The 20,595-nt window shown below is 72.3% G+C and carries 13 protein-coding genes; 6 read left to right on the top strand and 7 right to left on the bottom strand.

Annotated features, from left to right (window positions below; all coding sequences use genetic code 11):
• Positions 1-25: 25 nt before the first annotated feature.
• The 6 genes from ACWD04_RS31200 to ACWD04_RS31225 all read right to left on the bottom strand — a co-directional run bounded on the left by ACWD04_RS31200 (position 26) and on the right by ACWD04_RS31225 (position 13,159).
• Complete coding sequence (locus ACWD04_RS31200; RefSeq protein ID WP_451137105.1) at positions 26-4,762, bottom strand: hypothetical protein; 4,737 nt, start codon at positions 4,760-4,762, stop codon at positions 26-28.
• An 83-nt stretch (positions 4,763-4,845) separates the two neighbouring features.
• A complete protein-coding gene (locus tag ACWD04_RS31205) occupies positions 4,846-5,757 on the bottom strand; it encodes a hypothetical protein (RefSeq protein ID WP_451137106.1) in 912 nt (303 codons plus the stop codon).
• A 67-nt stretch (positions 5,758-5,824) separates the two neighbouring features.
• A complete protein-coding gene (locus ACWD04_RS31210; protein ID WP_451137107.1) occupies positions 5,825-7,351 on the bottom strand; it encodes a hypothetical protein in 1,527 nt (508 codons plus the stop codon).
• Positions 7,352-7,408: 57 nt separating this feature from the next.
• Positions 7,409-11,020 carry a hydantoinase B/oxoprolinase family protein gene (locus tag ACWD04_RS31215; RefSeq protein ID WP_451137108.1) on the bottom strand — a complete coding sequence of 1,204 codons (3,612 nt, stop codon included), beginning with the start codon at positions 11,018-11,020 and terminating at the stop codon, positions 7,409-7,411.
• A gap of 85 nt (positions 11,021-11,105) precedes the next feature.
• Entirely contained in the window at positions 11,106-12,524 is a 1,419-nt protein-coding gene (locus tag ACWD04_RS31220) for a HEAT repeat domain-containing protein (protein WP_451137109.1), read from the bottom strand.
• Between the two features lie 242 nt (positions 12,525-12,766).
• Entirely contained in the window at positions 12,767-13,159 is a 393-nt protein-coding gene (locus ACWD04_RS31225; RefSeq protein ID WP_451137110.1) for an ankyrin repeat domain-containing protein, read from the bottom strand.
• Between the two features lie 325 nt (positions 13,160-13,484).
• Here ACWD04_RS31225 and ACWD04_RS31230 point away from each other — a divergent pair, with 325 nt between their 5' ends.
• Together ACWD04_RS31230 and ACWD04_RS31235 are read left to right on the top strand one after the other, a co-directional pair.
• Positions 13,485-13,679 (top strand): hypothetical protein, encoded by a 195-nt coding sequence (locus tag ACWD04_RS31230; protein ID WP_014044751.1) that lies wholly within the window; start codon positions 13,485-13,487, stop codon positions 13,677-13,679.
• Between the two features lie 38 nt (positions 13,680-13,717).
• Positions 13,718-15,322, top strand: coding sequence for a hypothetical protein (locus ACWD04_RS31235; RefSeq protein ID WP_451137111.1), 1,605 nt, complete (start codon positions 13,718-13,720; stop codon positions 15,320-15,322).
• 5 nt (positions 15,323-15,327) lie between these two features.
• On the opposite strand, the gene ACWD04_RS31240 is transcribed toward ACWD04_RS31235, so the two are convergent.
• Positions 15,328-16,827: an SCO1417 family MocR-like transcription factor gene (locus ACWD04_RS31240; protein WP_451137112.1), complete on the bottom strand. Its 1,500-nt coding sequence runs from the start codon at positions 16,825-16,827 to the stop codon at positions 15,328-15,330.
• A 107-nt stretch (positions 16,828-16,934) separates the two neighbouring features.
• Between ACWD04_RS31240 and yczE the strand changes: the two genes are divergently transcribed.
• The 4 genes from yczE (at position 16,935) to ACWD04_RS31260 (ending at position 20,421) form a co-directional block, all read left to right on the top strand.
• Positions 16,935-17,603, top strand: a complete 669-nt coding sequence (gene yczE, locus ACWD04_RS31245; RefSeq protein ID WP_451137113.1) for a membrane protein YczE — start codon at positions 16,935-16,937, stop codon at positions 17,601-17,603.
• A complete protein-coding gene (locus ACWD04_RS31250; RefSeq protein WP_451137114.1) occupies positions 17,600-18,373 on the top strand; it encodes a glycerophosphodiester phosphodiesterase in 774 nt (257 codons plus the stop codon). Before yczE ends, ACWD04_RS31250 begins: the two co-directional genes overlap by 4 nt.
• 45 nt (positions 18,374-18,418) lie before the next feature.
• A complete protein-coding gene (locus ACWD04_RS31255; RefSeq protein WP_451137115.1) occupies positions 18,419-19,783 on the top strand; it encodes an MFS transporter in 1,365 nt (454 codons plus the stop codon).
• A gap of 263 nt (positions 19,784-20,046) precedes the next feature.
• Positions 20,047-20,421: an RNA polymerase-binding protein RbpA gene (locus ACWD04_RS31260; RefSeq protein ID WP_078598328.1), complete on the top strand. Its 375-nt coding sequence runs from the start codon at positions 20,047-20,049 to the stop codon at positions 20,419-20,421.
• Positions 20,422-20,595 lie beyond the last annotated feature (174 nt).

A 20,595-nucleotide genomic window follows, 5' to 3' on the forward strand; every position in this document is an offset into this window, starting at 1 on the left:
CCTGCGCCCCGGCGTCCCTTGTCGCTCAGGCCTGTGCCGCGTCCGTGTAGGTGTCCGTCATCTCCGTACGCATCTCCGTGACCGCCGTCCCGCCCGCGGTGCCGGACGCGTCGCCGGTCCGCTTGTACATGCGGGTCGCGGTGATCTCGCCGTGGACGGTCTCGCCCTCGGGATCCTGTTGCGGCAGTCCCGGCCTGAGGTGCTCCTCCACGCTGATGTACTTCAGCCCCGCCCGCAGGTCCGCGTCATTGCGGAGGCGGATGACGAGCGGGAATTCGGCGAGCGCCGTGGTGTCGAACAGCCCGGTCGTGTAGAGCAGCTGGACTCCCAGCGCGTCGGAAACGGCGCGCTGCAGCTCCAGCAGATAGGTGGCGTTGGCGCGCCCGATGGGGTTGTCGAGGAAAAGCGTTCCCGCGTGGCGGTGCCGGTCGCGGCCCCTGTCGTTGCTGCGCAGGGCAGCCATCGTGCAGTACAGCGCGATCGCCGCGGTCAGCAGCTGACCGCCGGAGAAGACGTCGCCCATCTGTCCGACCGGGACGCGCTCGGCGCGGAGCACCGCGTCCGGTTTGAGGATCTCCACGGCGATGCCGTTGGGCTGCAGCGCCGCCTGAACACCACGCAGCAGGAGGGACATGCCGTCCCTGCGCAGGTCGGAGTTCTTCTTGAGGGCCGCGTGCGTGGCCTCGTCGATGACCTCGCCCAGCCGCTCGGTGAGCGTGGCCTGGTCGGGTTCCTCGAAGCGGATCCGGAGGAATTCCTGGCCGGACCACTCCCCCAGCCCCTCGGGCAGCTGGGAGAGCCGCTGGGCCGAGCGGAGCGTCGTGAGGGCGGACTCCACGAGCCCGCGGAGCCGGTCGACGATGGACTCACGGTTGCGCTCGAGCTGGGCCAGCTCGTCGGTGAGCACACGCAGCCTGGGTGCGAAGGCCACCGCCCACTTCTCGGCGTGGTCGGGCAGGGCAGCTGCCGGGAGTTCCCGGATCTGCTGCCGCGCCGGGGTGCGGACCTGCTCGTAGCGGGTGGAGTTGGCGTGCCGTACGAGGACGTCGCTTGCCTCCCGTACGGAACTCTCCGCAGCCGACAGGTCGGTGGCGCAGCCGCGCAGTGAGCGGCGGGCCTCGGCACCCGACTGCCTGGCCTCCTCCAGAGTGCCCGGGTACGGGTCGGGGGTCTCGGCCTCGCCCTCCGCGCCGTGGTCCCTGAGCAGGTCGCGCAGGAGCGCGGCGGTCTCGTCGAAGCCGCTCGCCGAGTCCTCGGCGGTGCGATGAGCACGCAGCAGTTCGGCGTGCGCGGCGCGCGCGGTGTCCAGCGCCGCGGTGGCGGAGGCCAGTTCGGCCGTGGCCGTACGGAGCAGGGTCTGCGCCTGGTCGGCGTCGGCCGGGGCCAGGCCGGCGGGGAGCTCGGTGTGGTGGGGCGCCTCGTCGGCGGGGGCGAGCCGTTCGGCTTCGCCGCGCAGCCGGCCGAGCTGCTCGCTGGCCGTGGAAGCCCGGGTCTCCAGGAGCTGGACGTGGGACTCGGCCCGGGCGGCGGCCGCCTGCCGAGACGGCCCGTCGGCTCCGTCGGTGCCTTCGAGGAGCTGGGCGGCGCGGGTGCGGACCTTGTTGGTGAGGCGGTCGAGTTCGGCCAGGGCTGCGCTCTCGTCGCTCTCGGCGCGCGCCTGCTCGGCGCGCAGGTCGGCTCCGACGCCCACCTTTTCGTACAGCTGGGAGGCCGCCCGGTATGCCTCGCGCAAGGCGGGGAGTGAGGTACGTGCGGTGGAGGCGTCGGGCTCAGGAAGCGTCTCCGGGGCTCCCGCGATCTCGGCACGCTCGGCTCGCAGGGCACGGGCGGTGCGGTGGGCGTCGTCCGCGGCACGCTGGGCGGCCCGGCGGTCCTCGTCGGCGGCGCGTGCCCGCTCCAGGTACGCCGTGGCGCGTGCCTCGGATTCGGCAGCCTCGTCGGTCAGTTCACGCAGTCGTGCCTGCCAGCCCGCCCGGTCACGGAGACGGTGGGCGAGGCCGGCGAGCGCGTCGGCGGCCCGGCGGGCGCGCTGGGCCGCCTCCTGCCGGTCGTCGCGGACGCGCGCGGCGTCGGTGGCGGCCTGGTCGGCCTCCGCGCGGACGGTACGCGCCTCGGCGAGTGCCGCCTCCGCGGTCTCCGCGGCGGCGACGGCGGTGCGGGCGGCTTCGCCGAGCTCGGCGAGCATCCCGGGCGGGCAGTCGGCGCGCCAGGAGCCGATACGGGCGGCCAGCGAGCGGTCGGCGGTGAGCCGTGCCGCGAGCGTCCTGATGTCCTCGTCGCGTGCCGCGGCCCGGGTCCTGAGTGCCTGGCGCTCCTCGTCGGCGGCGTGTTCGTCGTGCATCGCCGGGTTCGGCGGCACGAGGAACACGTCGTCGCCGGTACCGGCCCCGCCGGGCGCCGGTACGGGGGCGAGAAGGGCCGCGGTGGTGCCGACGGCCACGGCCGACCGGGGCAGCAGGGCGGCGGCGGCCAGGACTTCGCGGGCGCGGGTGTGCGCGTCCGGGTCGGTGATGACGACACCGTCGACGAGCTCGGGGCGTGCTGCCAGGACCGCCGCGTGGTCGGCGGGGTCGACGGCCTGGGCCAGATAGCGCCAGCCCGGCAGGGCCGGGATGCCGTGCTCACCGAGATATTCGACGGTGGCGAGGACATCGGGCCCCGGGGGCAGCAGCCCGCCGTCCCCCAGGGCGCCGAGGATGCGGGAGTCGTCGGCGGCGGCGGTGCGCAGATCGAAGAGCCGGCGCTCGGCGGCGGCGATGCCCTGGTCGAGGAGCTCCCTCAGCTCGTCGGCGCTGTTGTCGAACTCCTCGGCCGTGAGGGACGGCGCGTCCCAGGACGCCGGTTCTGGCGCGCTGTCGGCGGTGCCGTCCGTCCCCGTGGCGGCACGGCGGGGGCGGGGGACGGCTGCCCCGGCTGCTGCCGGGAGGCCCAACAAATCGGCGAGGCGGTGGTCGGCGGCGATCGACTCGGCGCCCCTGCGCTCGGCCTCGTAGGACTGTTCGGCTGCCTGTGCGCCGTCGGCGGCGCGGGCCGCGGCGAGCTCCGTGCGGCTTTCCGCCGCCGCGGCTTCCCGGGCCTGGTCGGCGGTGGACCGGGCTGCTTCCCGTGCGGTGTCCCAGGCGGCGACCGCGGCCTTCTCCGCGTCGTTCGCGGCGAGGGCCGCGCGGGCCGGGTCGGAGTCCGGCGCGGTGTCGTCGAGCCAGCCCGCCCGTACGGCCTCGGCGGTCTCCTGCTCGACCTCGGCGAGACGCTGGCGCAGATGGCCTGCCTCGCTGCGGGCACGCTGAGCCTCGGTGGCGGCGGTGGTGGCGTCCCTGTGGGCCGTTTCCCCGGTGGACTGAAGGGTCGCGGAGCGCTCCTCCTCCTCGTCGGCCACCCGCTCCCCCGCCTCGGCGGCGGTGTGCAGGGCGCGTACGAGGTCGCCGGCGGCCGTGGCGCGCGCGGCCAGGGCGGGGGCGGCGTCGCGCTCGGCCTCCCGGATGGCGACGGCGACACGAGCCGAGCGGTCGGCGGCGGCCCGGTGGCGCAGGACCGCTTCGGCTGCCTGCCACGCGGCGTGCAGGGTGCGCGCCTCGCCCAGCTCGCGGCGCTGGGCCGCCGCGCTCTTCTCAGCCGCGGTCAGAGCCAGGGAGGCGTGCCGGTAGGCCAGTTCGGCAGCGATCAGGTTCCGGTGACCGCGGGTGGCTTCGGCTTCGGTGACGGTGTGGGCGGCGGCCGTGACCTGCTGGGCGAGCTCGGCGGTGCGGCCGCGCTCCTCGGCGGCGCGGCCGGAGAGCCTGCGGGCGAGGGTGCGGGTGCGCCGCTCGGCCCCGGCGTGGATGTCACGGCTGCGGGCCCGTGCCGCGGTGGCTTCGACGATCCGGCCCAGCAGGTCGACGGAACCGGCGGTGAAGTCGCGTTCCGCGGTGAGCTCGGCGCGGCGGCCGAGCTTGTTTCCGAAGCCGCTGACGAGGTCGGCGAGACCGTCCGTGTCGCGGGTGTCGGTGACCGCCCGCAACAGCAGGTCGGTGAAGTCGGAGTCCTTCTTGACGGCGAAGAGGCCGGCGGCCTCGCCCTCGTCGGCGTTCATTTCCCGCTGGTAGCGGAAGAGTTCGGGGTCGAGCCCGAGGTCGCCGAGGTGTTCGTTCCAGCGGTCGTGGATGTCTTCCCAGTGCACATCGAGGTGCGGGTAGAACTTGCCGGCGTCCGTGAGGGCGTCGCGGAATCCCTTCATGGTCCGGCGCCTGCCTCGCGCGCCGGAGACACCTTCGACGGGGCGGCCCACCGAGGTGGCCTCGGCGACGGGAAGGCTGTCGAGACTGAGACCGGGCCCGGGGCGGAAGGAGTACCAGGCCTCGGCGAATTTGCGCGGGTCGTTGGAGACCTGTCGGCCACGCCATTCGCTGACCTTGCCGACGACGACGCACTCGCCGGTCAGCGTGTGCTGCCACTCCAGGGCGACGTGTCCGCAGTCGTCAGCGAGCAGGAACTTGCGCAGGACGCCGGAGCTGGCGCCGCCCAGGGTGTTGCGGTGCCCCGGCAGCATCACCGAGAAGATCAGCTTCAGCAGGACGGACTTGCCGCCGCCGTTCTCCAGGAACAGCACACCCGCGGGTGCCGGGCGGCGCGGCGGGCCGACGGGCTCGTCCTCGAAGAACTCCGCCTGGGCCGGGGCCGGCCTGGGCACGGGCTTGCCTACTCCGCGCAGGTCGAGCACCGTGTCGGCGTAGCGCGCACCGGCGGGCCCGATGGAGTAGAGGCGGACCCGGGACAACTCGTACATGGCGGCGGACTCTCGTCGTTCAGGCGGGGCGGGCGGCTGAGGTGGCAGCGGGGGTGGGACGGTTCGGGGGAGGCGGTGCGGGTTCAGGAGTGGAAGGGAAGTCCCGCGTCGGCGGCCAGCTCCAGGCTGTCGGGATCGGGCGGGGGCAGCAGGGTGGCCGAACCGTCCGTGACCGGGACGACGCCGAGCTCCAGCAGCTCGGCCATGGCGGCGCTGCCCGCCATGTCACGTACCTGGAGCTGGTAGCGGGCCGTGGTGCGGTAGGCGCCGCCCGCGTCGTCCCCGGTGCGCTGGAGGAAGCCCGAGTCGGTGAGGAAGGCGACGGCCTTGCCGATGATGCCGGTCGTGGACCCGGCGAGCCTGCGGGCGTCCTTGGTGGCGCCGGTGGAACTGCGGCGGGCGTAGACCCTCCACCCTGATTCCAGGCCGGGGGCGTCGGTGGCCGGGTCGGTGTTGTCGCCCTGCTCCTCGGCGCGCTGCTCCAGCCGTAGGCAGGCCTGGCGGACGAAGGCGTCGACACCGTTGACCGTGATGCGGCCGATGTAGGAGTCGTCGGCCAGGTCCTCGGGCCGGGGGAAGGCCATGGCAGCCACGGCGAGGTGGGCCAGGCCGTGCAGGAAGCGGTCGGCTGAGTCGGAGGACGCGCGCCGCGCGTAGTCGCCCATGCGTACGGCGAAGACAGAGTCCTCGCCGGCGGTCACGGCCATCCCTGCGCGGGTGGAGACCTCCAGGACGATGAGTCCGAGGCCGGTGGCCACGGCATCGGTGAGACGGGCGAAGGCCGGTTCTTCACGGTACCGGCGGAGCAGCTCGGTGTATTCGGTGTCGCGGGCGGGCATCAGCTTCGGCTGCAGCCCGAACGAGACCAGCCGGGCCGCGTCGGCCGCGTCCGCGGGGGTGACAGCGGTGGGAGCGGCCGGCCGTGCGGCGTCGGCCGCGTGCAAAAAGGACGGGTCGCCCCACGCGTCGGTGTGCTCGGCGTGCTGCTCGCTCAACTCGGTGACTCCTCGGTACGGGTGCCGCTCCCGGGCGGCAGTGGGTGGGTGGTCGGGCCGGGGACGCTCACGAGGCGTCCCTGCGGTCCGCGGCCATGCCCGCCGCGTCCAGCAGGGCCATGCCCACTATCAGGTCGGCTCCGCCGAATTCCTGGTCCTCGAGCGGGACGCCGTCGTCGACGGCGAACAGCAGCCGGCGCTCGCCCTGGCGGTAGGCCGTGCCGACCGGCGGGCTCGCCGCGTGGACGGCGAGCAGGGCGACCAGGTAGGGCAGCTCGGGGTCGCGCAGCCGGGCCTCGGCCAGGAGTCCGGAGAGCCTGCGGGGGGCGTCGTGCTCCAGGTCGAGCAGCTCCATGGCGTATCCGAGCTGCTCCTCGCTGAACCGGCTGTCGTCCGGGGTGGCGATGAGGTCGGGCTCGGGCATCTCGGCGCCCAGGTGCTCGCGCTCCACCGGAGGCATGAGCAGCAGGTCGACGAGGTCGCCGACCCGGACCGAGGTGGGCGTGCGCAGCCCGGTGCCGTGCGCGAAGAACGCGTTGGTGGCGCGCGTTGCCTGCTCGACGGGGAGCGGCAGCAGCGGGACGACGAGCTGTCCGTACAGGTCGAGGCCGGCCTGCGCGGCGGGGGCGGCGAATGCCTGCCGGTCCTGCTCGGCCCGGAACAGGGGCCCCGCCTCCAGCAGTCTGGACTGGAGCTGGGTGTGGCGGCGGATGCAGTCCTTGACGATGTCGACGAGCTCGGCGGCGCGGCGCTTGTGCTCGGGTTCCTCCGCCTCGTCCCTGGCCTTGCGGATGTTGGTGAGAATCGCGTTCTCGTGACGGTAGCGGTCGGCGACGTGGTCCAGCGCCTCGGCGATCATGTCGGGTACGGCGTTGAGCCAGTCGACGGCGCGGACGTTGCGCCGGGTCGCCTCCAGCGTCCTGCGGAGCGTCTCGGCGTACTGGACGGTGCGGTAGCGGGCCTGTTCGGCGGCGAGCTGGGCGTCGGCGAGGCGACCCCTGCTGATGAGGACCTCCAGCTTCACCTCGGCGGCGATCTGGGCACTGGTGACGTCTGTGTCCAGGGCGCCGACCAGGACGTTGACCGCCTCGTCGGTGGCGCGGAGGTAGACGGTGCCGCTTTGGCCGGGGACTTCCTCGATGAGCTTGAAGTCGTAGTCCCTGCGGACGTATGCGCCGTCGGGCCCGAAGGTGCCGTACACGGCGCGGAAGCCGCGGTCCACGCTGCCGACGTTGATCAGGTTCTCCAGGACCCAGCGCGCGACCCGTTCGTGCTCGGTGACGGGCCGGCGCGGTGCCTGGGCGGCGACGCGCGGGAGGAGCCTGGCCACTATCTGGTCGTGGTCGGCGCCCGTGTCGAAGTCCATGTTGAGGGTGACCAGGTCGATCGCGGCGAGGGCCACTTCGGCCATCGCGTAGACCGTGTACTCGCCGGCCAGACTGGTCTTGCGCACGTCGAGGTCGTGCAGCGGGGCGGTGCAGGCGAGTGCGCGCAGCCGACGCGAGAGCCCCTCATCGGCGGCGGGTCCCGGGGCGGGCCTCGGTCCCGCGCTGAGCTGGGGCGCAGCGGTCTGGGTGTCGGCAGGCGAAGTCACGCTGCACAGATTAGGTCCTCGCACCGACGACGGTCGAAACGGCGCAGAAGCGACGGGTCACGGGCGCCCGTAACCGCCCCCTCCGGGGGTGCGCAGCACCAGGACGTCCCCGGTGTCCAGCTCGGCGGTGTCGCAGCCTTCGAGCGGGGTCACGGTCGTGCCGTCGGCCCGCTCGATGTGCTGCTCGCCGAGAGCTCCGGGCCCGCCTCCCGCCATGCCGTACGGCGGTACCCGGCGGTGTCCCGACAGAAGGGCCACGGTGACGGGTTCGAGGAAACGGATCCGGCGTTCCACCCCGCGTCCCCCGTGCCACCGGCCCGGGCCTCCGCTGTTCTCGCGCACGCCGAAGCTCTCCAGCAGCACCGGATAGCGCCACTCGAGGATCTCGGGGTCGGTGAGCCGGGAGTTGGTCATATGGGTCTGCACGGCGTCTGCCCCGTCGAAGCCGTCGCCGGCACCGGAACCGCTCGCGACGGTCTCGTAGTACTGGACCCGGTCGTTGCCGAAGGTGAGGTTGTTCATGGTGCCCGACCCCTCGGCCTGGACGCCCAGGGCCGCGTAGAGGGCGCCGGTGACGGCCTGGGAGGTCTCGACGTTGCCGGCGACGGTCGCCGCCGGGTGGACGGGGGCGAGCATCGATCCCTCCGGGACGCGGATGTCCAGGGGGTTCAGGCAGCCGCTGTTGAGGGGGATGTCGTCCTCGACGAGCGTACGGAACACGTAGAGGACGGCGGCCATGACAACAGATCTGGGGGCGTTGAAGTTGCCGGTCTGCTGAGGGGAGGTGCCCTCGAAGTCGAGGACTGCGCTGCGGGCGTCGCGGTCCACGGTCACGCTCACCGCGATGACGGCGCCGTTGTCGGTCTCGTAGCGGCAGGAGCCGTGGCGCAGTCCGGCCACGATGCGGCGTACGGACTCCTCGGCGTTGTCCTGGACGTGGCCCATGTACGCCTCGACGACGTCCTGTCCGAACTGGCGTGTCATGCGCCGTAGTTCGGTGATCCCCTTCTCGTTGGCCGCGATCTGGGCGCGCAGGTCGGCGAGGTTGGTGTCCGGGTCGCGTGAGGGGTGGACGGCGGCCGTGAGCAGGTTCCTGGTCTCCGCCTCGCGGAGGTTTCCGTCGCGTACCAGCAGCCAGTTGTCGAACAGGACGCCTTCCTCGTCGACCGTGCGGCTGAAGGCGGGCATGGAGCCCGGGGTGATCCCCCCGATCTCCGCGTGGTGCCCGCGTGACGCGACCAGGAAGCGCAGCCGGCTCTCCTGGCCGTAGGCGGCTTCGTCGAACACGGGCGTCACGACGGTCACGTCCGGCAGGTGTGTTCCACCGTGGTACGGATCATTGACGGCGTACACGTCGCCAGGCCGCAGGGTCCCCTCGTTGCGCCGCAGCACCTCCTTGATGGACTCGCCCATCGATCCCAGGTGGACCGGGATGTGCGGGGCGTTGGCCACCAGGTTGCCGTCCGCGTCGAACAGCGCGCACGAGAAGTCCAGCCGCTCCTTGATGTTGACGGAGTGGGCCGTGTTCTCCAGTCGTACGCCCATCTGTTCGGCGATCGACATGAAGAGGTTGTTGAACACTTCGAGCATGACCGGGTCCACCCGGGTGCCGACGGCGGTCCGGGCGGGTCGCGGCTCGGCCCGGCGCAGCACGAGGTGCCCGGCCGGTCCCGCCGTCGCCTGCCAGCCGGGGTCGACGACGGTGGTGGCGTCGTCCTCGGTGACGACGGCCGGTCCGTTCACGGTGTCCTCGGCGCGCAGTGTCGCCCGGCGGTACAGGCCGGCGTCCAGCCATCCGGCCCCGGTGAACATCCTCACCGTGCCGAGAGGCCGGGCAGGTCCTTCCCCTGTGCGCGCACCCGCCCGGGGCGGGGTGTGCGATGCGGCCGTTCCGGTGGCCTCCACGGACACGGCCTCGACCACCAGGGGCTTGTCCATGGTGAATCCGTAGCGCGCCCGGTGGACGTCGGTGAAGGCCCCGGCCATGGCGGCGACGGTGCCGTGGGCGACGGGCAGGGCGGCGTCCGTCCCGGCGTAACGCAGCAGGATCCGTGCCCGGGTGCCGATGGCGCTGTCGGGGACTCCGTCGGCACGGAGTTCGGCGCGGGTGCGCTCCGCCAGGCCCTCGCAGATGGCGCGCACCTGGTTCCCGGTCTCCTTGTCCAGCCCGGCTTCGACGGACTGTTCGCGCATCGCGGTGGCATCGGCGAGACCGATCCCGTACGCGGAGAGGACACCGGCGAGCGGCGGCACGAGGACGGTGTCGATGCCCAGGGCGTCCGCGACGGCGCAGGCGTGCTGTCCTCCGGCGCCGCCGAAGCCGGTGAGGGCGTAACGGGTGACGTCATGGCCTCGCTGGACGGAGATCTTCTTGACGGCGTTCGCCATGTTCAGTACGGCGATCTCCAGGAAACCCGCGGCCACCTCGGCAGCCGTACGCCTGCCACCGGTGGCGGCCGAGACCTCCTCGGCCAGACGCTCGAAGCACCTCTCCACGAGACCGGCGTCGAGCTGCCGGTCGCCTTCCGGGCCGAAGACGGCGGGGAAGTGCTCCGGGCGGATGCGGCCGAGCATCACGTTCGCGTCAGTGACGGTGAGCGGCCCGCCCCGGCGGTAGCAGGCGGGGCCGGGGTCGGCTCCGGCCGAGTCGGGGCCGACCCGGTAGCGCCGTCCGTCGAAGTGCAGGACGGACCCGCCGCCTGCGGCGACGGTGTGGATGCTCATCATGGGCGCGCTCATCCGCACCCCCGCCACCTGGGTCCCGACTTCGCGTTGGAACTCTCCCGCGTAGTGGGAGACGTCGGTGGAGGTGCCGCCCATGTCGAAGCCGATGACCCGGTCGTAGCCCGCCTGGCCGGACGTACGCACCATGCCGACGACGCCTCCTGCCGGGCCGGAGAGCACCGCGTCCTTGCCCCGGAAGTGGGCGGCCTCGCGCAGCCCACCGTTGGACTGCATGAACATGAGGCGGATCCCGGGGAGTTCGGCCGCCACCTCTTCGACGTAGCGGCGCAGGATCGGCGAGAGGTAGGCATCGACGACGGTGGTGTCGCCGCGTGGTATCAGCTTGATCAGCGGGCTGACCTCGTGCGAACAACTGACCTGGGTGAAGCCCGTCGCCCTGGCTTCCTCCGCGACGGCCCTCTCGTGGTCGGGGTGACGGTAGCCGTGCATGAGCACGACGGCCGCGCTGCGGATCCCGTCCTTCGCGACCGCCCTCAGCCGCTCGGCCACGGCGGCGCGGTCGAGGGCTCTCACGACCCTTCCCCGGGCATCGGTGCGCTCCGGCACCTCGACGACCCGGTCGTACACGGCTTCGGGGAGCAGGATGCGGCGGTCGAAGAGACGCGGCCGGTTCTGGTACGCGATCCGCAGGGCGTCCCGGAAGCCTTCGGTGATGACCAGGACGGTCGGCTCGCCCCGCCGCTCCAGGAGGGCGTTGGTGGCGACGGTCGTGCCCATCTTGACGCCCGCGACCCGGTCGGCGGGCACCGGGTCATGGGGGCGGAGACCGAGCAGCAGCCTGATCCCGGCGACAGCCGCGTCACGGTAGCGGCCGGGGTCGTGCGACAGCAGCTTGCGGGAGATCAGCCGGCCGCACGGGTCCCGTCCCACCACGTCCGTGAAGGTGCCGCCGCGGTCGATCCAGAACTCCCAGCGTCCGGTCATCCCTCCATTCTGGCGCGGGGTTCGGACCCCCGCAGGGGCGGTGTACGGGCAGGCCGGTCAGTACTCCTGTGCCGCCGGGTCGGGCTCAGACGGCGGGTGCGTCCGGTCCGATCCTGCTGCGTACGGCGGTTTGGACCTCGGCCTCCTCGGCCGGGTCGGCGGCGAGCCGCCTCAGCCGTTCGGCGACCCGGATGTCCCCGGTCTCCGCGTGGTGTGCGGCCAGCTCCCGGGTGGTCTCCTCGCAGTCCCAGAGGCATTCGACGGCGAATCCGCTGGCGAAGGACGGGTCCGTGGCGGCCAGTGCACGGGCGGCGCGGCCGCGCAGGTGCGAGGAGGACGTCTCCCGGTACACATGGCGCAGCACGGGTGCGGCGCAGGCGATGCCCAGGCGCCCCGTGCCGTCGACGAGGGTCCACAGGCGCGGGGCGTCGGGGCCTTCGCCCCTGACCGCCTCGCGCAGCGCGGCGAGGACGAGCGGGGCGTCCTGTACGGCGCCGCGGCAGGCAAGGACCCCGGCCGCCGAGGCTCCGAGGGCGTCGGGCCGGTGGGCCCAGCGCCGGGCCCTGTCGACCGCTGCTTCTCCGCACATACGCTCGAAGGCGGCAACGGCCGCCTCGGCGACCTTGCGGGACGGGCCGACGACAGCCTCCTCGATGAGGTCGAGCACGGCAGGGTCCTGAACTTCTGCCAGATAGTGCAGGGCGGCGCAGCGCGCACCCTCGGAGCCGCTGCGGGCAGCCTCGACGATCAGGGGACGGTCCTCGGTCCCGGCGACGGCGGAGAGGCAGCGGGCCGCGGGGACGTGGAGCGCGCTGCCGCGTTCCAGCCCTTCCTGGGCCCAGTCGAAGACGGCCTGGACGCTCCAGCCTGGGCGCGGTCCGCCGGGCCTCATCTGCCGCTGCCATCGGTCGAAGGAGCCCTGCTCCGTCGCCGCCCTGACCCGGGCGCCGACCGCTTCACGCGGGTCGTCGGCCCAGAGCCGCCAGGGGCGGGGCTCGAAGGCGTCCCGCACGGTGGCGGCCAGCTCGGCCGCGCCCTCCGCGGTGGCGGGGAAACGGGCGAGCACCGGCTCCGCGAGGGAGCGCAGCCCGGCGTCGTCGTCACGCAGGGCCAGTTCGTCGAGCGCCCAGGCCCAGTTGGCCCCCGTCGCGGCGTACCGGCGCAGGAGTACGAGGGCCTCTTCGCGTCCGTAGGAGGCGAGGTGCCCGAGCACGGCGAGTGCGAGACCCGTGCGTGCTTCATCGGTGTCGAGGTGGTCCTCGGGATCCCAGAGGTGCCGCTCGATCTCCTCGGTGCCACCGTCGAGGTCGAGGTAGAGGCGGGCGTAGTAGAGGGAGCGGTTCTCGACCTGCCAGTCGTGGCGCGGATCGCTCAGGACGCAGTGGCTGAGAGCCTCGAGGGCCTCGGTTCGCGGGGCGGCGAGTGCGTGGAGCGTGCCGTCGCCGCGGCCCCTCTGCAGCAGGCCGAGCAGCGTGCCGCTCGGCGCTATGAACGGATCGAACATGGGGAAAGCCTCACATCAAGCTGTCGACGCAACCGGGACTGTGCTGTTCCATGTGCCGGGGCGACATCCCCTAGGCCGCGCAGCAACATGATCGGCCGACCGCCGTCTTCTGCCTGGTGCTCATCTTCCTCTGCCTCTCGTCGGTGGCCCGAAACGGACCCGCGACGTCATGATGACCCAGCCATTTCGCCGACGCGACCACATTTACGACGCACCGGCCGGCCGGCGGACCGGACCGCGTCTCAGCGCGCACCGAAGAGTTCCAGCAGGTCGCCCTTGCCGAACATGCGTGCGGTGTCCACTGCGGAGGGCGTCCCGGCGGCGGGATCGGCGCCCGCGGCGAGCAGTGCGTCGATCACTTCGCGCTCACCCTTGAAGACGGCTCCGGCCAACGGGGTCTGCCCCCGGTCGTTGGCCCGGCCCGGGTCGGCGCCACGGGCCGCGAGTGCGACGACGGCGGGGGCGTTCCCGTGGTAGGCGGCGAGCATGAGCAGGGAGTCGCCCCGGTCGTTGGTGAGGTTCACGGGGACGCCCGCGTCGACGTAGGCGGCGAGCGCGTCACTCTCGCCCCGGCGTGCCAGGTCGAAGACCTTGGTCGCCAGCTCGACCACCTCGTGATCGGGGGTTTCACTCATGGGACGGACCGCCTTCCATGGCCGTTTCGGGCCGTTACCGGCCTGGTGGGGGGGTACGGCGGGGGCCGTACGGGTGAATCGACAGCGTACTGCTCCGGGACGGTCGTCAGCCTGCCCCGGAGCGGCTGGAGATCACGGCGTCGGCCTCACATTCCGGCAGGGACGGGGCCCGCGCAGCTCCCGAAGCTCATGAGTAACCACTTTTCATCCACCATTCGAGTGAAATGAAGCGATATTCACCCGTTTGCACCTTTAATCGTATAGATACATCTTGTGATCCTGGAAGTACTCATGGTGACTGTCCCCTCAACCAGGAGAACCGCTCATGATCCTCTCCATCTCGGGCGTGGTACTGCTCGGCATCATCGTCTTCCTGTTCTTCAAGAAGGACGGACTCAAGGCCTCCCACGCCCTCATCTGCGCCCTGTTCGGCTTCTACCTGGCCGGCACGGCCATCGCCCCGAGCATCACCGCCGGCGGGGCGAGCCTCGCCAGCATGCTGGGCGGGATCAAGTTCTGACGCTCCGAAACCGCTCCTCACCACTCCAGGAGACCGACGTGGCCCGGCGACCACTCCCCCGCATTCTGACCAGCGGCAACGCTTCGATCACCCGCAGTCGCGAGATCGTGCGCACGGCCGCCGACAACGCCACCGACGTCCTCCACCCACTGATCACGGTCACCCGTGGTCTGCGGCTGCTGACGGGAGCAGGGCGGCAGAAATGGGCCGCGACACCCAAGGACCGGCGCGGACACGTACTGTTCCTCGTCGCGGCCTGCGTACTGGTGGTGGCGCTCATCCCCTACGGGCCTCTGCTGGCCCTGATCTCGGTGATGGGCGCTGCCACATGGCGGGGGCGCGACCGCACCCCCGCGAAGACCGGCCCCGGCGAGGCAGGGACCGCACGGCTCCAGGCGCTCTACGAGGCGCTGGTGCCGCACTTCTCCGTGGCCGACGACCCCGGTCCGCTGTTCTCCCACGGCGGCGACTGGGAAAAGGTTTTCGGCACGTCGTACGAATTCGACGACAACGGGCGTCTCACCCGGCTCCAGGTGAACTACCCCGCGCACTTCACCGACGGCGACCCCGCGTCCCGTGCCCGGGTCGAACAGGTGCTCCACGCCAAGTCGGGCCGGGGCCGCGAGTACCACTTCGCCTGGGACGAGGAGAGCAACCACCTCCTCATGACCGTGCTCGCCGCGCTCCCGGCCACCATCGCCGCCCAACGATTCGTCACCGCGCCCGGCGAGACCGTGCTGGGTTTCACTGACGCCGACGCGGTCCGGCGCACCGTGCCGGTTCAGGACGGCGAGGTGACGCGGAACGCCTCTCCGGTGATCTGGCGGACCGGCGCCCGCTCGACGGAGCCCCATCTGCTGATCGCCGGGCACCCCGGCAGCGGCACCACGACCCTGATGCGCTCCCTCGCCCTGCAGGCACTCCAGCACGGCGACATCCTCGTCGTGGAAGGCGGCGGCACGGGCGAGTACGGCTTCCTGGTCGGCCGGAACGGCGTACTGGCGGTGGAGTGCGGTCTGGCCGGGGCCCTCGCCACACTCGAATGGGCCGTGCACGAGACCGAGCGGCGGCTCATCGCCGCCAACCGGGCCCGTCAGGCCGGTCACCCCGAGCCCGAGGACATCAAGCGCCCCCTCTGGATCCTGCTCGACCGCCCGAGCGCCCTGGGTCACCTGGCGGCCGTCGACAACAGGCAGGACCCTCAGGAGCTTCTCCAGGTGCCGTTGCGGCACGGCCGCGCCGCCGGGGTGACGGTGGTCGTCGCGGACGCCTTCGACAGCCTGGACGCCCTCACCGAGACCGTACGGACCCACACCAGGGCACGCGCCGTCCTCGGCCCGGCGGACCGCGACCAGGTCGAGGCGGTCCTGGGCGCCCAGCCGCACACCACGCCCATCCCCGACGTCCCGCCGGGGCGCGGCTACACCCGGCTGGGCAGCGGGCCGGTCGTGCGGCTCCAGGTGCCCGCCACCCCGGACCCGTACGACGCGGCCACGAGCGAGGCGCACCGCCGGGCGGTGCTCGACCTGCTGCCCGGCGGGGCTCCGGCGGTGGAGCAGGCCGCGCCACCGGAGCCCACCGCCGAGCCCGTGTCCGTGCACACGGACAAGCTGATCGCAACGCCGGCCGTCGCGGAGGGGTGAGCGCCTCAGGCCACGAAGGTCCGGGGCGCCTCCGCTCCCGCGCTCGCCCCTGAGCCGACCAGCTCGGCGGCCGCGGCGAGCCGGAGCGCCGCCTCGTCCGCCAGCGGACCGCCCACGGTGAAGGGCAGCCGCACATAGCCCTCGAAGGCCCCGTCGACCCCGAAGCGGGGCCCCGACGGGACGCGGACGCCGACCCGCTCTCCCGCCACGGCCAGCCGGGAGCCGGAGAGCCCGCCGGTGCGCACCCACAGGGTGAGGCCGCCGGCCGGCACCTCGAACTCCCACTCCGGGAGCTCCCGGCGCAGCGCCCGCACCAGGTCATCCCTGTTCTCCCGCGCCTGCTCACGCCGGATGGCCACGGCCTGCTCCCAGCCGCCCGTCCGCAGCAGCCAGTTGATGGCGAGCTGTTCCAGCACCGGCGTCCCCATGTCGGCGTACGCGCGTGCCGCGACCAGGCTGCGGATGACGTCCGGCGCGGCCCGCACCCAGCCGATCCGCATACCGGCCCAGAAGGCCTTGCTCGCGGAGCCGACGGTCAGGACGGTGCTGCCGGCCGGGTCGAACGCGCAGACCCTGCGGGGCATCCCCACCTCCGCGTCCAGGTGCAGCTCGTGCATGGTCTCGTCGACCACCAGGACCGTGCCCGCCGACCGGGCGGCCTCGACCAGGGCGCGGCGCTGCTGCTCGCCGGCCAGGGCTCCGGTGGGGTTGTGGAAGTCGGCGACCACATAGGCCAGCCTCGGCGCGGCATCCCGCAGGACCTGACGCCAGCGGTTCATGTCCCAGCCGCCGAGGCCCTCCTCCATCGCCACGGGCACCAGTCGGGCGCCCGCCTCCCGCATGAGCTGGAGGATGTTGGCGTAGCTCGGTGACTCCACGGCGATGCGCTCACCGCGCCCGGCGAAGAGATGGCAGATGGCGTCGATGGCGCCCATCGCCCCGGTGGTGACCATGACCTGTTCGGGCATCGTGGGGATGCCGTGCCCGGTGTAACGGTCCGCGATCATCTGCCGCAGCGCGGGAAGGCCGGCCGGGTAGTCGCCGTGCGTGTGCGCGTACGGCGGCAGCTCCTCCAGCGCGCCCTGGACGGCCCGGGTCAGCCACGGCTCCGGGGCGGGCAGCGAGGCGCACCCCAGGTCGATCATCGAGCCGAGCGACTCCGGGGGCAGCGGTTCGAGGCCCCGGGCGGGCAGCGGGTTGCCCGCTGGGACGGCGGTCCAGCTGCCCGCCCCGCGGCGCGACTCCAGGAACCCTTCGGCGCGCAGCGCCTCGTACGCGGCGGCGACAGTGGTCCGGCTGAGGGACAGGGCCAGTGCGAGCTCCCGTTCGGCGGGGAGCCGCGCGGCGACCGGGACCCGGCCCTCCAGGACGAGCAGACGCACCCCGTCTGCGAGCGCGCGGTAGGCGGGCGGCTTACGGGCGCCCGGCGCCAGGGGACGTGCCCGCTGGCCCTGGAGCTGACGGGCGAGCTGCGCCGCGCCGACGGTCGAAGTCCACTGCGCCATGCAAATCAGTCCACCTTCCTCGGATTGGCCATAGTTGGCAGCCGATCCCCCGCCACAGAGTGACACGAAGCAGTCCACCACCACCACCACCACACAGGGGGCACCACTTGTCCGACACCACCGCCCGGAGCGGCGCCCGGTTCACCCGCAGGCTGATTCATCTGTACGTGGGCCTGGCCCTGTACGGGGCGAGCTCGGCGCTCCTGGTCCGCGCCGGGCTCGGACTCGAACCATGGGGAGTGCTGCACCAGGGGCTCGCCGAGCGGACCGGCATCTCCATCGGGGTCGTCTCGATTCTCGTCGGAGCGGTCGTCCTGCTCCTGTGGATCCCGATCAGGCAGCGCCCGGGGCTCGGCACCGTCTCCAACGTGTTCGCCGTCGGCATCGCGATGGACGGCACGCTCGCCCTCGTACCGGATCTGCACGGCCTCGGAGCGCAGATCCCCGCGATGGCCGCAGGCATCGTGCTCAACGGCGTCGCCACGGGCCTGTACATCTCCGCGCGCTTCGGACCGGGGCCGCGCGACGGCCTGATGACCGGCCTGAACCGGCTCACCGGTCGTTCCATCAGGCTGGTGCGTACGGCGATCGAGCTGGCCGTGGTCGTGACCGGCTTCCTGCTCGGCGGTTCGCTCGGCGTCGGCACGGTTCTGTACGCCCTGGCCATCGGCCCGCTCGCCCAGTTCTTCCTGCGTCTCTTCCACGTCCCCGCGCCGGACGCCCGCACCCCGGCCGTTGCCGGGCGGACACCGCAAGGGGCGATACTTCCGCGGTGACCGCAGCGACTTCGGGGCGCCACCCCTATCTGGACCATCCTTCGACGATTCCCTTCGCCCACCGCGGCGGGGCTGCGGACGGCCTGGAGAACACCGCAGCCGCGTTCCGTCGTGCGGCCGGCGTCGGCTACCGCTACTTCGAGACCGATGTCCACGCCACGGCGGACAGCCGCCTGGTCGCCTTCCACGACCCGACCCTGAACCGGGTGACGGACTGCCGGGGGCGGATAGCCGGGCTGCCCTGGAGCGAGGTGCGCCGGGCGAGGGTGGCGGGCAGCGAGCCGCTGCCGCTCTTCGAGGAGCTGCTGGAGGAGTTCCCGGACGCCCGCTGGAACGTGGACATCAAGGCGGAGCCCGCCCTCGTGCCGCTCATCGACCTGATCCGCAGGACCGACGCCTGGGACCGGGTGTGCGTGGGTTCGTTCTCGGAGGCGCGCGTGGCCAGGGCACACCGCCTCGCGGGCCCCCGCCTGGCCACCTCCTACGGGGTGCGAGGCGTGCTCGGTCTGCGGCTGCGCTCGTACGGCATCCCTGCGGCACTCCGGGCGGGCGCGGTCTGCGCGCAGGTCCCGGAGAGCCGGAACGGCATCCGTGTCGTGGACCGGAACTTCGTCCGTACGGCGCACGCCCGCGGCCTGCAGGTCCATGTCTGGACGGTCAACGAACCGGAACGGATGGCGGCGCTCCTGGACCTCGGGGTGGATGGCATCATGACCGATCACATCGAGACGCTGCGCACGGTGCTGGGCGAGCGGGGGGCCTGGGCCTGACGCCGGGGCCTGGCGCGTCCGCACGCGACGAACGAGGGGGCGCGTGTGAGCACCGGTACAGCAGGAACTGCGGAGCCGGCCGGGCAGCCGGCCGAGGCCGCCGAACGCAGGCGAGAGCAACGCGGCTGGTATTTCTACGACTTCGCCTGTTCCGTGTATTCCACCAGCGTCGTGACGGTCTTCCTCGGCCCCTATCTGACGTCGATAGCCGAGGCGGCCGCCGACACGGACGGTTTCGTGCATCCGCTGGGCATACCCGTGCGGGCGGGCTCCCTCTTCGCGTACACCGTGTCGGTGTCCATCGTCGTGGCCGTGGTCCTGATGCCGGTCGTGGGCGCGGCGGCGGACCGCACGGGACGCAAGAAGCCCTTGCTCGCGGTGTCCGCGTACACGGGTGCGACGGCAACGGCCTGCATGTTCTTCCTGGAGGGCCACCGCTATCTGCTGGGAGCCTTCTTGCTGATCGTGGCGAACGCGTCGATCTCCGTGTCGATGGCCCTGTACAACGCGTACCTGCCGCAGATCGCCACCCCGGAGGAACGCGACGCGGTCTCCTCGCGCGGCTGGGCCTTCGGGTACACCTCGGGCGCGTTGGTTCTCGTCCTGAATCTGGTCCTCTACACGGGCCACGACTCCTTCGGGCTGTCCGAGTCCGACGCGGTCCGGATCTGCATCGCCTCGGCCGGCGTCTGGTGGGGTGCCTTCGCCCTCGTACCGCTGCGGCGGCTGCGTGACCGCCGGGCGGCGCCCGGCGGCGACGGTACAGTCGGCTCCGGATGGCGACAGCTGCGGGCGACGCTGCGCGACATGCGCCGCCACCCGCTCACCCTGTCCTTCCTGCTCGCCTATCTGGTCTACAACGACGGCATCCAGACGGTGATCTCCCAGGCCTCGCTCTACGGCTCCGAGGAGCTCGGCCTCGACCAGACGACCCTGATCGTCGCCGTGCTGCTCGTGCAGGTGCTCGCGGTGGCGGGCGCGCTGGGGATGGGACGACTCGCCCGGCGGTACGGAGCGAAGCGCACGATTCTCGCTTCCCTGGCCGTCTGGACGCTGATCCTCGCCGCCGCGTACGTGCTGCCCGCCGACGCGCCGGTGTTCTTCTTCACTCTGGCGGCCGCGATCGGGCTCGTGCTGGGCGGCAGCCAGGCGCTTTCGCGGTCGCTGTTCTCGCACCTGGTGCCGCGCGGGAAGGAGGCGGAGTACTTCTCCGCCTACGAGATGAGTGACCGGGGACTCAGCTGGCTGGGGCCCCTGGTCTTCGGTCTCGGCTACCAGCTCACCGGCAGTTACCGGGATGCGATCCTGTCCCTGGTGCTCTTCTTCGCGCTCGGCTCCGTACTCCTGGCGAGGGTTCCCGTACGGGCCGCGGTGGCCGCCGCGGGCAATCCCGTTCCGGACCGGATTTAGACGTTGAAGTGAAAGGCCGGTAGTATACGTCTTTGGCCTGCCCGGAGGACCGTTACTGCGAGCGGAAGAAGCCGAACCCTAGGGTGACAACTTCGACCAGAGGTGACAAACCGGGCACCGGTGGGTAGTACACCCAGACAAGCAGCGGCACGACGGGCGACGCATGACCGGCAACGGGAATCTTTACCGCCGACCGGACGTTGACCGGATGACGACGACAGCGACACCTGTCCTGTGGGCGACAAGCCCGGGAGGCACGATTCATGAGTGAGCGAGCTCTCCGCGGTACGCGACTCGTGGTTACCAGCTACGAGACGGACCGCGGCATCGATCTGGCCCCGCGCCAGGCGGTGGAGTACGCATGCCCGAACGGACATCGTTTTGAGATGCCGTTCTCGGTAGAGGCGGAAATTCCGGCGGAGTGGGAGTGCAAGGCGTGCGGCGCCACGGCACTCCTGGTGGACGGGGACGGCCCCGAGGAGAAGAAGGGCAAGCCTGCGCGTACGCACTGGGACATGCTCATGGAGCGGCGTACCCGCGAGGAGCTGGAGGAGGTGCTGGCCGAGAGGCTGGCGGTTCTGCGCTCCGGTGCCATGAACATCGCCGTGCACCCGCGGGACAGCAGGAAGTCTGCCTGACCGCGTATCACCGCACCGATCAAGAGCCGCGGGCCGCGACCCTATAAAATGTTGGGGGGCCGCGGGGGGTTTTTGCGTGGGGGGGGGGGGGGGGGGGGGGGGGGGGGGGGGGGGGGGGGGGCGGTGTTGAGTGCGCATGCGCATCATGTGGGGTCGGGGTTGCGGGAGAAGTTC

Source organism: Streptomyces sp. NPDC002911, assembly GCF_053591835.1.